The 14,955-nt window shown below is 39.1% G+C and carries 7 protein-coding genes; 2 read left to right on the top strand and 5 right to left on the bottom strand.

The window, feature by feature from the left end; genetic code table 11:
* The first annotated feature begins 59 nt into the window (after nt 1-59).
* The gene (locus MF1_RS00415) at nt 60-8,627 is read left to right on the top strand and encodes a glycoside hydrolase family 94 protein (protein ID WP_161510218.1); all 8,568 of its coding nucleotides are present in this window, start codon (nt 60-62) and stop codon (nt 8,625-8,627) included.
* A 131-nt stretch (nt 8,628-8,758) separates the two neighbouring features.
* A complete protein-coding gene (gene pncB / locus MF1_RS00410) occupies nt 8,759-10,063 on the top strand; it encodes a nicotinate phosphoribosyltransferase (RefSeq protein ID WP_161510217.1) in 1,305 nt (434 codons plus the stop codon).
* 392 nt (nt 10,064-10,455) lie between these two features.
* On the opposite strand, the gene MF1_RS00405 is transcribed toward pncB, so the two are convergent.
* The 5 genes from MF1_RS00405 to MF1_RS00385 form a co-directional block, all read right to left on the bottom strand.
* On the bottom strand, nt 10,456-10,842 hold the full coding sequence (locus tag MF1_RS00405) for a YbaN family protein (protein WP_161510216.1): 387 nt from the start codon (nt 10,840-10,842) through the stop codon (nt 10,456-10,458).
* A gap of 412 nt (nt 10,843-11,254) precedes the next feature.
* Entirely contained in the window at nt 11,255-12,160 is a 906-nt protein-coding gene (locus MF1_RS00400; protein WP_161510215.1) for a metal ABC transporter permease, read from the bottom strand.
* Nucleotides 12,157-13,023, bottom strand: coding sequence for a metal ABC transporter permease (locus MF1_RS00395; RefSeq protein WP_011178915.1), 867 nt, complete (start codon nt 13,021-13,023; stop codon nt 12,157-12,159). The genes MF1_RS00400 and MF1_RS00395 overlap by 4 nt, the downstream gene beginning before the upstream one ends.
* Nucleotides 13,020-13,847: a manganese/iron ABC transporter ATP-binding protein gene (locus MF1_RS00390; RefSeq protein WP_161510214.1), complete on the bottom strand. Its 828-nt coding sequence runs from the start codon at nt 13,845-13,847 to the stop codon at nt 13,020-13,022. The genes MF1_RS00395 and MF1_RS00390 overlap by 4 nt, the downstream gene beginning before the upstream one ends.
* Nucleotides 13,844-14,752 carry a metal ABC transporter substrate-binding protein gene (locus MF1_RS00385; RefSeq protein ID WP_161510213.1) on the bottom strand — a complete coding sequence of 303 codons (909 nt, stop codon included), beginning with the start codon at nt 14,750-14,752 and terminating at the stop codon, nt 13,844-13,846. The genes MF1_RS00390 and MF1_RS00385 overlap by 4 nt, the downstream gene beginning before the upstream one ends.
* Nucleotides 14,753-14,955: the final 203 nt, after the last annotated feature.

The following is a 14,955-nucleotide window of genomic DNA, read 5'->3' as shown; positions in this document are numbered from 1 at the left end:
GAAATGCCAACAACCTATTGAATAAAAGAAACCACCTAATTGAATAGCAATAAAATATTATGGCGCTTACACTCTCTTTCATGAAGTATTTTTTTTCTCAACAAACAAGCAGCTGCCGTCTTACTGAAACTAATTCTCCTCTTCGCTCAACTTACAAATCGCAGGACGAACTCTATGAATTAGGTCATAACATAGCCTCTGGCGAAGAGATTTTAATCCCTGAATATGAAAAAAGTAAGAGTTTTCATAAGCGTTTGAATGAAAATGCCAAACTTATTCTCTGCGCTTTTCATAGAAGCGATATTGCCGCTCGAAACGATGAAACTATTGCACCAGCTGCTCAATGGCTTATTGATAACTATTATACCATTGACAAAACAATACAGCAGCTAAGCCGTAACTTACCTAAATCTTTCATCAAACAACTTCCTCTTTATAAACAAAAGGCAGAAATACCACGTATCTTTGCTTTAGCTTGGCTTTATATTGCTCATACAGATAGCAGATTTTCACAAGAAACACTCACAGCTATGATCAATGGATTTCAAGAAGTTTGTGCCCTCAAAATTGGTGAATTATGGGCGCTACCTTCTGTGATACAAATGCTCTTAATTGAAAATGTTTGTCGTCTTTCATTGCGTATTGAACAAGCACGGCACATGCGCCATCTCGCTCATCAAGTGGCTGATAAAATTTCTCTTGCAGAAAATGAAACAAAATTACACACCCTTTTTATTCTGTATGAAACACTCACTGCTGATTCAACCTTTTCAGCGCATTTATTCTATCGCTTACAGAGTGCATCTGTCGATGCAACAACAGCATTAATTTGGCTTGAAAAGCAATTACAAAGCCAAGGCAGTAATCTAGAAACTGTAACAGCCGATGAATATACCCGCCAAGCAGTAGATGGCGTGACTATGGGCAATATTTTCAATGCCCTTAAAGCTATTGATGATCTTGATTGGACAGTATGGTTTGAAAACATCAGTTCTGTAGACTCTATTTTACGTGAAAATAGTGATTTTTCCGAAATTGATCCTAACTCACGCAATATCTATCGACAAGTGATCGAAAAAATTGCGCGCTTTTCGCCTCTTAGTGAGCTAGAAGTTGCACGCAAAGCTATAGAAATGGTGGATTCCTCCTCCAAAGATACTTCTTATCATAACAATTCCTCTGTTGGGTGGTATCTCGTCGATGATGGGCGTTGTGCATTTGAAAAAGCTTGTGGATATACTACGCCTCCTCTTGTAAAATGGATACGAGCTTACTGTTTTTCAAAGATAAGAATTATTGCAATTCCTGTCTCTCTTTTAACGCTTGTTCTTTTGCTCGCAGTCTATGCTCTCTTAAAGATATCTGGCATCACACCATGGATGACCCTTTTCTTTACTGCATTAGCGCTTTTCCCTGCTATGGATGCCGCTTTTGCTTTCTTTAATACTGTTATTTCGTGGTTTATCCCATCAAAACAGCTCATTGGTTATGAATATAAAGAAGGTATTCCCAAACATGCACGTACAATAGTTGTTGTACCTACTTTAATTACATCACGCGATGACATTGATGAGCAAGTACAAAATCTTGAAGTACATTACCTTTCCAACTCAAAAGGTGCGATTCATTTCGCTCTCCTCACAGACTGGGTCGATGCTCCATTTGAAGAAACGCAAGACGATCTTGATCTATTGCTCTATGCGCAAGAAAGTATTGATAAACTCAATCGCCGTTATCATCGTGATGATCTCCCCCTCTTTTTCCTTTTACACCGTCGACGGCTCTATAATACCAGCGAAAAATGTTGGATGGGCTGGGAACGCAAGCGTGGTAAACTTCATGAACTCAATTTATTATTAAGAGGAGAAAAAAATACAAGCTTTTATCCCCCAAATCCACATCTTCCCATGGATTGCCGTTTTGTTATGACGTTGGATTCGGATACACGTCTCACCCCTGAAAGTGTTACAAAACTTGTTGGAAAGCTTAACCATCCGCTTAATCAGCCGATTTTCGACTCGCAAAATAGGCAGGTTGTAAAGGGCTACAGCATTTTGCAACCCCGTATTACACCTTCTCTTACAACAGGAAAAGAAACATCAATTCTGCAACGAGTATTTTCTACCAATCGTGGCATTGATCCTTATGTCTTTTCTGTTTCTGATACTTATCAAGATCTTTTGGGAGAAGGAACTTTTATCGGCAAGGGTCTTTATAATATTGATGCCTTTGAAAAAGCACTTGATAACAAAATTAAAGAAAATACTGTTCTCAGTCATGATCTCTTGGAAGGAGGATATGCACGTACTGCATTGGTAAGTGATGTAGAAGTCATTGAGGATTATCCAACAGCCTATAATGTTGATGTCACCCGTTACCACCGTTGGATTCGCGGTGATTGGCAACTCCTTCCTTATCTCTTTTCTCCCCATAAAATCAGCTCTATTACACGTTGGAAAATGCAAGACAATCTGCGCCGTTCTCTCACACCACTTATGTGGTTGATTGCAACAGCCGCAGGATGGTCTCTTTTACCTTTAAAGATAGCAACCATCTGGCAAATATTTTTGCTGTTTAGTCTCTTCGTCTCACCAGTTTTAAGTGTATTACAAACGCTTATTCTATTCAATATTGATTATTCTCTGCGGGGAGAATTCCGATCAATTTTGAATAAAACTACCCTCATGTTAGCAAATATATTTCTTAAAACCACGTTTATTGCCCATTCAGCTTATTTTATAACTGATGGAATTATCCGCACACTCTATCGAATGAAGATTTCAAAACAGCATCTCCTTGAGTGGAAAACCTCAGCCGCAACAAAATCGATTCCAAACAGTTTAGGTTTCTATGTCCTCACAATGTGGCCAGCATCACTTATCGGTATGATTGCTATAGCACCACCTCTTTTTTCTCATACTCTCACAAGCTTTGTTGCTTTGCCTTTTGGACTAGCATGGTTTTTTTCACCTTTAATCGCGTGGATAGTCAGTCAACCTTCAGAATTTCAAGATACCCTTCATATATCTTCAGAGGATAAAAAAACATTAAGATGTATTGCACGACAGACATGGCTTTATTATGCAACCTTTGTTAATGCGCAAAACAATCATTTGCCGCCAGATAATTTCCAAGAAGATCCCAAACCTCTTGTTGCTCAGCGTACATCCCCTACAAATATTGGAGTTTATCTTCTTTCCATTATTGCTGCACGTGATTTTGGCTGGATTAGTTTTGAAGAAGCTATTACGCGTGTTGAATGTACATTAAACTCTCTTGCAAAAATGGAAAAGTTCCGTGGTCACCTCTATAATTGGTACGAAACGGATACACTCAAACCTCTTTTGCCAACTTATGTGTCAACAGTTGATTCAGGAAATCTTGCTGGCCATTTAGTGACACTCTCTTCTGCCTTAAGTGAATGGGCTAAAACACCTCATATTTTTTTGCAAAGTGATCGTATGGGCTTATGTGATGTCAATGCTATTCTTGAAGAAATTGTCAAAGAAATTCCCGATAATCAACACATAATACGTCCTTTACGTCAAAGAATCAAAGAGCACATCGCTTCTTTTTATTGCACTGCCAATGCCCTTCCTATGGAAAAATCAGATGATACTGCTCTCTGCCTCCTTAAACTTTCACGTACTGCTCATGATATTGTAAATCTCATAAATGAACTCGATCAAAAAATTCAAACGACAGAATCCGCTCATGCACTCTCATGGGCCAAATGCCTTGTAGAAACCTGTGAAGCTCATCATCATGATACCAATGGTGATTATGATACCGAAAAATTACGTCGAAAATTAAACACCTTAGCCGTAAATGCGCGGCAAATAGCTTTTGATATGGAATTTGACTTCTTAGAACATTCTGAACGGCATCTTTTGTCCATTGGATATCGTGTTCAAGAAAATAAACTCGATACAAGTTGTTATGACCTGTTAGCTTCAGAAGCACGGCTCTCGAGCCTTTTTGCAATTGCAAAAGGAGATATAAAACTTAAACATTGGTTTCATCTTGGACGATTACTCGTCCCCATCGGTTGGAAAGGTGCCCTCTTATCATGGTCTGGATCCATGTTCGAATATCTCATGCCATCTCTTGTTATGCATGAACCATTAGGGTCTATACTGGATCAAACAAATCGATTGATTATTCGTCATCAAATACAATATGCCTGTAAACGTGGATTGCCATGGGGTATTTCAGAAGCCGCATTTAACGCTCGCGATCACTTAATGAATTACCAATACGCCAATTTTGGTGCCCCAAGCCTCGGGCTCCAACGTGGTCTTTCACGTAATACTGTTATTGCCCCTTATGCTAGCCTTTTAGCTGCGCAATATGCACCTGCTCAAGCTGTAACCAATTTAAAACGGCTGCGTGATCTTGGAGCTTTAGGAACATACGGTTACTATGACTCTATTGATTTTACCCCCTCACGTGTACCGACAGGAGAGAAATATGCCGTTGTACGCAATTATTATGCGCACCATCATGGTATGTCTATTCTTGCTATCGACAATATCATTTTTCAAGGGCAGATGCGCGATCGCTTTCACCGTGATCCAGCCATTCAAGCAGTACAACTGTTATTACAGGAAAAAGCACCGCACCAACTTCCCATCATTAAGACTAAAGTTGTTCATCCCTTGCGCAATAACTCTCAAGAATTTAACGACGCCCCTTTGCGCATGATCACGAATCCGCTGCTCAAACCACGTGCAACTTTGCTTTTATCTCATGGTTGTTATTCTATAATGTTGACAGCCAATGGTTCCGGCTACAGCCGTTGGCATGATTATGCGATTACACGATTTCTTCCTGATACTACAGAAGATCAACAAGGCACTTTATTTTTCCTCCGCGATATGCATAACGGGCGTTGGTGGTCTGTTACTGGTGAACCAACACGTGTTGTTGAAGAAGAAGCAATCAGCATTTTTACAGATGAAAAAGCTGAATACACGAAAACGGTTGATGGCATTAAATCAACCCTTGAATGTCTTGTTACTTCTGAAGGGTGCGGTGAAGGCAGACGTATCCAACTTATAAATACAACGAACAAAGATCGTCTTATTGAAGTGACCTCTTACGGTGAACTGGCACTCGCAACAATGGATACAGATTGCGCTCATCCTGCTTTTTCACGTATGTTTATAGAGACAGAAATTGCTGAAAGAGAAAGAACAATTTTTGCTAAAAGACGTAAACGTTCCCCCAGTGATCCTGAAATCTATATTGCTCATTTTGTCACCGATACAATGAATACACTCCGAGAGATAGAAGCTGAAACTGATCGCTCCCTATTTATTGGTCGAGGACGATCTATTCATCAACCCGCTGCATTTGACCGAAATGCTCGCCTTAAAAATAGCCAAGGTTGCGTTCTTGATCCAATCATCTCACTTCGATGCCGTATAAAAATTCCAGCACATGAAAAAGCAGAACTTATTTTTTGGACTTTTGCCGCTAATGCAAAAGAGACACTGTATAATCATATTAAACATTATCGACAACCTAATATGTTCCAGAAGGAACTTTCAATGGCATGGACACGCTCGCAAGTTTCATTGTATCAGAACGGTATCCACCCTAGAGAAGCTATTACTTATCAAAAATATGCGACATCGCTTATCTATCCCGACAGAATATGGCGTCTTCCTCCAAAAATATTGGCAAAAACTCTTGGGAAACAATCTGATCTTTGGCCCATGTCCATTTCAGGAGACACTCCTATCTGTCTGCTTAGATTAGATAATAAGAAGCACATATCTGTCCTGCATGAACTGCTTAAAGCACACAAATATTGGCGTATACGCGGACTCATCGTCGATCTGGTTATTCTCAATGAGCAGGCATTTTCCTATATACAAGATACACAACGCGCTATTGAATGGGTGTGCGAATCCTACCGTCATCAGACTCACGAAACTGATGAACGCCAACATATTTTTATGCTTCAACGGGATCAAATAAATGAACAAAGTTTTAAGACACTTCTTGCCTCAGCACGCATCATCCTTCATGCTCAAAACGGATCTTTATCTGAACAGCTCAAAAAACTTAATGAGAGTGATTTTGATCTCATAACCCGTAATAGTCATCAAGGATCTTATTATAAATTAAACGAAAAAAGAAGACAAATAACAACCCAAACTGAGAAAAACCTCTTTTCTTCCATTGATCTTATCAGTCAACAAAAACCATTCCCTTTCTCCGTTAATGGAGAAGATTTACAGTATTGGAATGGTTATGGTGGCTTTAACCACCATAGTTATTATGTGATACGTTTTCATGGACACACCACAACACCACATCCTTGGATTAATGTCATTGCGAACCACAGCTTTGGCTTTCATGTCTCTGCTGAAGGAGCAATCTTTACCTGGGCCAACAATAGCCGTGATTATCAATTAACCCCTTGGATGAATGATCCCGTTTCTAACCGTCCAGGAGAAGCACTTTATCTTGTAGATCGTCTTTCGTTAAACCGCTTCTCACCTGTTTCTGCTATAGAATGCAACGAAAGTGTTGTATATGAGGCTTGCCATGGTTTTGGATTCTCAACCTTTAAATCTACACATTCAGAAATTGTATTAGAGCTTACTCATACGCTTGATCAAGAAAAACCTGTTCGCCTTTCACGTCTCATTCTCAAAAATGAAGGAAAAAAATCACGGCATTTACGTCTTTATAATTATGTTGAATGGGTTTTAGGCAATGTTCGCACAAAATATGCACCCTTTATAATTCCCTCTTATGATTCCAAACGTGGTGCGCATTTCATTCAAAATCCCTATCACATCGAAAAATCGCAACAAGTGACATTTCTATCAGCATCCGAAATGCCAACCAGCACTACTACTGATCGCACTGAGTTTATCGGTTTAACAGGAACAGTTACACAGCCACACGCTATTCGTAAAGCTGCTCCCCTTTCAAATACGGTTGAAGCAGGGTGTGATCCTTGCTCGGCACTAGCTTATGATATTGATTTGTTACCAGGACAAACAAAAGAAATAACCTTCTATCTTGGCAGTGCTGAAAACATGCAAGAAGCTGAGAAATTACTAGATCAAGTGCGTACAAATGATTTTGAAATTCTGCTCACACAACAAAAACAACAATGGAGTCATTTCGTTTCCCCATTCCAAGTAAAGACACCCGATCCTTCTTTTGATATTATGGTCAATCATTGGCTTCCCTATCAAATCTATGCATGCCGCATGATAGCACGTGCAGCTTTTTATCAAGCCAGTGGTGCATTTGGTTTTCGTGACCAGCTACAAGACAGCTTGTCCTTGTTATTGCTGGAACCACAACTAGCGCGTGAACAATTATTAAACGCCGCGGCTCATCAATTTCTTGAAGGCGATGTGCAACACTGGTGGTTACCTCATACCAATGCTGGGGTTCGCACACGCATTTCTGATGATATTGTCTGGCTTGTGTATGGAACAGCTCTTTATGTTAACACTACTGACGACTATGCATTTCTTGATACCCCAATTGCTTTTATTGAAGGCGCTGCTCTCAACAGTGGACAACAGGATGCCTATTTTCAACCCACACAATCTTCAAAGGTCGCAACACTTTATGAACATTGTGCTTTAGCTTTAGATCTTGCCATCAAACGCTGTGGCCAACATGGACTCCCTCTTATTTTAGGTGGAGATTGGAATGATGGAATGAATTTGGTAGGTATTGAAGGCAAAGGTGAAAGCACTTGGTTAGGATGGTTTCTTGGTACTACGCTACAAGCATTCATCCCAATTGCCAAAAAACGTAATGATAACAGCCATATCAGAATATGGAGTGCATACCTTAAACGTTTAACCAAAGCTTTAGAAGAAAGCGGGTGGGATGGTGCTTGGTATCGACGTGGCTATTTTGATAATGGAACTCCTCTTGGCTCTAAAATAAATGATGAATGCCAAATTGATACCATTGCTCAATCTTGGGCTGTCATTTCTCAAATGGCATCGCCTAAACGCCAAAAACAAGCAATGGTCTCAATGCTTGAGCATTTGTGTGATGAAAAAGGAGGTCTTATACGTCTTTTCTGGCCACCTTTTGATAAAAGTACTCTTGAACCTGGTTATATAAAAGGTTATCCTCCAGGAATTCGAGAAAATGGCGGTCAATACACACATGGTGCCATTTGGAGTATTTTAGCACTCGCTAAAATGGGCGAGAGCGACAAAGCTTATAGTTTGTTTTCTATGATCAACCCAATTACCCATGGGCAAAATCCTGAAACTTACCGTGTTGAACCTTATGTTATGGCCGCAGATATCTACGCTACTGAACCACGTCGTGGACAAGGCGGTTGGACATGGTATACAGGCTCAGCGGGCTGGTTCTACCACGCCGCAACACAAGCTATTCTTGGAATTCACCGCCAAGGCAATCAATTGTTTTTACACCCACATTTGCCTTCCTCTTGGCCCAAATATGAAGCAAAAATGAAATTTTATGATGCTGTTTACACCATTAAAGTGAAACGGGGATCCAAAAACATCCTCTGTGTTGATGATAGAGAATATTCGGATGTGCATACAAAGATAAAGTTAAAAAAAACAGGTAAACATGAAATCATACGCACTCTTAAATCTTAGAAACAGAAAAGATAATTGGCTTTTTACTCTTGCCCACAACCTTAGAATTGTTATACTTTTTGCATTCCCTATATTGATCACACTTGGTGCACAATAATTTTAGATTCCATGAAACTGAAAGAAAAAGGGCTATGAATCATCCAGATATCGCTCAACGTGTTTACAATCATACCTGGAAACTCGATCCTATTATTCGTTCACTTCTCGATACGGATTTTTATAAACTTCTTATGTTGCAGATGATTTGGGGACTTTATCCCAATGTAAATGTTACTTTCACCCTCATAAACCGCACCAAAATAATACGTCTTGCCGATGATATTGATGAGGGTGAATTGCGTGCCCAACTTGATCATGCACTTAGTTTACGCTTTACTAAAAAAGAAATGATCTGGCTCGCTGGTAATACATTTTACGGACGTAAACAAATTTTCAAACCAGATTTTCTTCATTGGCTTAAGAATTTTCAACTGCCAGAATATGAACTTACACGTAAAGATGGCCAATATATCCTTCATTTCCATGGTCCGTGGTCCCATAGCTCCATGTGGGAAATCCCCGCTCTTGCTATTATCAGTGAATTACGTTCACGTGCCGCCATGAAAAATCTAGATCGTTTCGCTCTTGATGTACTTTATGCGCGTGCTAAAGCGAAAATGTGGAGTAAAGTCGAACAACTAAAAAAACGACCGGATATTAAAATATCCGACTTTGGTACAAGACGTCGTCATTCTTTTTTATGGCAACGCTGGTGTGTTGAAGCATTAAAAGAAGGGATTGGCGATTCTTTTACAGGTACTTCTAATGTCCTTCTGGCCATGGCTACAGATCTAGAAGCTCTTGGTACCAATGCACATGAATTGCCCATGGTCATCGCCGCTCTCACCAATAATGATAATGAATTATGCAAGGCACCTTATCAAGTCTTGCAAGATTGGAATCGTTATTATGGTGGAAATCTTCTTATTGTTTTGCCTGATACCTTTGGTACAGAAACATTTTTATGCAATGCACCAGATTGGGTGGCTGATTGGACAGGTTTCAGACTTGATAGTGCTCCCCCTATTGAGGGCGGTGAACGCATTATCCAATGGTGGAAAGAAAAAGGAAAAGACCCGCGTGAAAAATTATTGATTTTTTCTGATGCACTCGATGTCAATACAATTGAACAGACCTATCACCATTTCCATGGGAGAGTGCGCATGAGTTTTGGATGGGGAACAGATCTTACCAATGATTTCGTAGGCTGTGCGCCCCAAGAAATTGCGACCTTTGATGCTCTTTCCCTTGTCTGTAAAGTTACCCAAGCCAATGGTCGACCTGCCGTAAAACTTTCAGATAACCCTGAAAAAACCATCGGTGATCCACGAGAAATACAACGTTATCTTAATTTTTTCGGCAATGAAAACTGTATCACCAGGCCTATAAACACTTAATCATCAGCTCATTTGTATAAAATTAAAAATAAACAGCTATGAAATCAATCACTGACTAATTTCTGTAGGCAGATGTAAATTTTATCGACATTCACTCACAAAAATAGCATTTCTCACTTATGTAATCCATCATTGCTCTAAAGTGATTTTATGAACATTCTTTGGTTAAGGTGCTTGTATTACAGCTTTCTTTGCTCATAAAATTGTTTCACGAACATATAATTCTATTCAACGAACATAATCTTCCCAAAAAGCTTATTCTTTAATATAGGCCCTTAAACTATTGTAGATATGATACTCAAATTTGAGGGCGAAAATTCTCTGCCAATAACTTTAACTAACCAACACAAATAAAAAAAGCATTTGACTCATAAGGTCTTTTATTTCTGTCATTATGAAGATGGACGTGTCACAATATAAATGGCAATCAATAGCAAAAGAGCCGCAATCAATAAAGCAAACCATAAAGGAGGGTGAGTCATCACAAAAAATGATAAAAAGCCACCAGCCATATTAACCACTGCAAAAACTTTAATAAATGTGGGGATGGCTCTCTTTTCTTTCCATTGTTTAATAGGTGGACCGAAAACGCGGTGATTATTCAGCCAATGGTGAAAACGTGGTGAGGAACGAGCAAAACACCATGAAGCAACTAATAAAAAGGGCACGGTCGGTATAATAGGTAACACTATGCCGATAACACCTAATACGACCATTATCCAACCCACTATAGAAGTGCAAATACGCAAAGGATGAGATGTCTTAAAATCTTTTTTCATCTTCCAGCGTTATTTTCCGCTACAAAAAACATTATACATTCTCCTATTTTTCACACGCTTTAGCGCACAAACAGACTCCTCCACAATACCACTTTATTCGTAAGCGTATTTTCTGTGATCACTTCTTCCAAAATATAAGAATAGCTTTTGCAATATGATGATTATTCCAAAGTTTTCAAGAAACCAGAATAAATTTTTAGGAAATCGCAAAATAAAAAAAGGCTGCAGAATAAATCAATGCAGCCTCTTAATTAACGAATGCAGTTTTTTTTAAGGGGGGGAGAGAATACATACTGCATTCATTTGCTAGATATTAGGAGGAAAATAACCTAGCGCCTCGTCTTCTAATTAAAACAAACATGAGAGACAATACACAAAAATGCATGGCTGATATGCATAACTTTTGGCGTGCTCAAATTTCATGAACGGTAATTCGACGCAAGAAAACCGACATAAAAATGGTTATAAAGATCAGTGTTAAAATCAATACAATCGTGGAAGCAGAATCAGAGCCAATAAATAAACTCAGATAAACACCTAAAAAACCAGAAAAAGCAGCAATAAGTATAGCGATTATCAACATAAGAGAAAACCGCTTTGTGATAAGATAAGCTATTGCTCCCGGCGCTATTAATAAAGAAATAACGAGAACAATTCCAACAGCTTTCAAAGCCGCAACAATAGTGAGAGAAATCATTGCTAAAAGGGTATAGTGGAGTACCGATATTCGTAATCCCATTGCACGACCTTGAACTGAATCAAAAACGTATAGCATAAAATCGCGCCATTTCGCTCCTAAAATAAAGGTGACAACAGCAGAAATTATCGCCGTCTGCGTAATATCAAGCCAATTAACACCCAAAAGATTACCAAATAAAATGTGATTCAAATCTAAGCTACTATAAATAGAGGTTGCCAAAACCAGCCCCAAACCAAACATAGATGAAAAAACAACGCCCATCACCGTATCCTGTTTAATACGGCTATTGCTTCCTAAAAAACCTGTTGCAAGTGCACAAATCATACCCGCAACAAAAGCACCACAAGTAATCAAAGTCATTGTAACATTAGCCGGATGCACATGCTGAAACCAAGCAAATGGCAAAGAAGTCAAAAATGTTATCACCCACGGCGTTGTCATATAACCAAAAACGACACCAGGAAAAACCGCATGGGAAATTGCATCACCTAAAAGTGCCCATCCTTTCAAAATAAGAAAACAAGAAAGCATCGCCATTGGAACAGAAAGGATTATGACAATAAACATGCCCTTAAGCATAAAAGAAAACTGAAAAGGAAGGAGTAATTGATCAATCATGATATCACTACACCTCTTTTTGCCGCATTGATACGTAAGCGCGCAGCAATAAAACCGTGTTTAGGAGCAAAAATAAAAGCTAAAATAAACAGAAGCGCTTGAAAAAGCACAACAACACCACCCGTTTGCGCATTCAAAAAATAACTCACATAAACACCCAATATGCTTGTGAATGTCCCAATCATAACTGCAATGACCAAAACATTCACAAAACGATCACTTAAAAGATAAGCTATTGCCCCAGGCGTCACAACAAGACAAATGACCAAAAACGCTCCAACTGTTTGCATAGCGGCAACAGTACAAGCAGCAAGCAATGTGAAAAAGAGAATCTTTAAAAACTTTACATTTAATCCAATAGCGCGTGCATGCGTTTCATCAAATAAAGAAACAAGAAGATCTTTCCATTTCAAAAGCAATATAAGCAAAGAAAAAAAACCAATAAAAGCCAATTGTATAACATCTGATGAACTGATTGCTAAAATATTTCCCAAAACAATCGTATCAATATTAACAGCCATCGGTTTTAATGATTTGAGAAACAACCCAAAAGCAAAAAAAGAAGAAAAAATGAGACCAATAATGGTATCTTCTTTCAGCTTTGTCCGGTGGTTAAAAAAGAGCATCGCCGCCGCAGCAAGCCCACCAGAAAAAAAAGCTCCAAGTGAAAAAGGTAATCCTAAAAGGTAAGCGCCTGCTACGCCAGGAACAATTGAATGGGAAAGTGCATCACCAATCAACGACCATCCTTTCAACATCAAAAAAGCAGAAAGAAAGGCACAAACACACCCAACTAACCCCGAAACCCACATTGCATTCACCATGTATTGGTAACTCAGTGGTTCAAGCAACCAAGAAATCATGCAACATGCTCCATTCTTTGAGAACTTTCAAGAACAAAAGCTTGTTCATCCCCTATGTAAATATCATTTTTTGCGCTTTGAAAATCAAAAATATGATGATGCAAAGCACCTCCAAAAGTTTTCTCAAGATTTTTCTTTGTAAAGACAGCTTCAGTTAACCCGGAAGCTAAAACCGTTCCCTTTATTAAAACCGTGTGATCACAAAATTCACGAACAGAACCCAAATTGTGGGTAGAAACTAATATCACAGCCCCTTCTTTACGAAGATCTTGTAACAAAGCAATGATTTTATCTTCTGTTGTGACATCAACCCCTGTAAATGGCTCATCTAATAAAATAGCTTTTGCCTGCTGTGCTAGAGCACGTGCTAGAAAAACGCGCTTTTTCTGTCCACCAGAAAGTTCACCAATTTGACGCTTAGCAAATGCCAACATATCGACGCGTTCTAATGCAATACGGACAGCTTTATAATCCCGCGCCCGTGCATAACGAAAGAAATTCATGTGACCGTATCGCCCCATCAAAACAACATCCTCAACGAGAACAGGAAAATTCCAATCAACATCCTCACTCTGAGGAACATAAGCAATAAGATTTTGTTTCAAAGCCGTGCCAACAGGCAAACCAAACACACGAATTTTTCCTTTTGATGGTTGCACAAACCCCATAATAGCTTTAAATAACGTTGATTTACCTGATCCATTAACGCCAACTAATGCTGTAATGGAACCTGTTGGGCTTTCAAAATTCACTTCGCGTAAAGCTGTATGTCCATTACGATAAGTTACCGTTACCCCTTGGACAAATATTCCAGATCCCGTCATTGGCCTTTTACTCCATTTAATAAGGCATTGCTAATACGCCGGCTTGTAACACGTAATAAATCAATATAGGTTGGCACCTCACCATTTTTCTCACTCAGAGAATCAACATAAAGAACACCACCGTATTTAGCCCCGGTTTCTCTCGCAACCTGCTTAGCAGGCGCAGGGGAAACAGTGCTTTCAGAAAAAACTACTTGAATATTGTATTTGCGAACCATATCAATAACATGCTTAACTTGCTGCGGTGTCCCTTGCTGATCAGCATTAATTGGCCATAGGTAGAGTTCTTTCAGATCAAAATCACGCGCTAAATAGCTGAATGCACCTTCACTGGTCACAAGCCAACGCTTGTCTTGCGGTACTGCTTCCAATTCAGCTCTAATTGGATCAATTGTTGCGCGAATCTTCTGCTTATAAATTTCGGCATTTTCTTTATAAATAGCAGCATGCTCAGGATCGTACTTTACAAAAGCATCGCGAATATTATCAACGTAAATCAAAGCAGAAGTCTGTGACATCCATGCATGAGGATTGGGTTTACCACTAAAAGGCCCCTCACCAATTTCAATCGGTACAATGCCTTTTGAAACAACAACACTTGGAACATCCTTGATATTTTGAAAAAACTTTTCAAACCAAAGCTCCAACTCTAACCCATTCCACAAGATAAGATTGGCTCCTTGCGCGCGCATAAGATCGCGAGGTGTGGGTTGGTATTCATGAATTTCAGCACCTGGTTTCGTGATTGATTCAACAGTAGCAGCATCACCTGCTACATTCCGCGCCATATCAGCAATAATAGTGAAAGTCGTAACAGCTTTAAATTTGCTAGCACACAAAGCGAGATTGGGTGTCAAAAAAATAACACTCCCCCAAATTATGATAAAAAAAGTTTTTACGTTCATTGGATCCTCTCTTTATTGCCAATGATTTGCATTACCATTTAGAAATAACAGTTATTTTTCACTTTTGCAATCAAGAATTCTGACAAAAAAATAACTTTTCAAAATGTTTAAAAACATTCTTTTTTGTCTTAAAAAAAATTGATGATTTAAAAGAGAGCCTGTGCTTTGATACGGAAAACCTCTTTCAAGAAGCTCTATAGATC

The organism is Bartonella quintana, assembly GCF_009936175.1.
Taxonomy (GTDB): Bacteria; Pseudomonadota; Alphaproteobacteria; order Rhizobiales; family Rhizobiaceae; genus Bartonella; species Bartonella quintana.
Note: the sequence above shows the minus strand (reverse complement) of the source record. Positions and strands in the feature narration are given on the sequence as shown.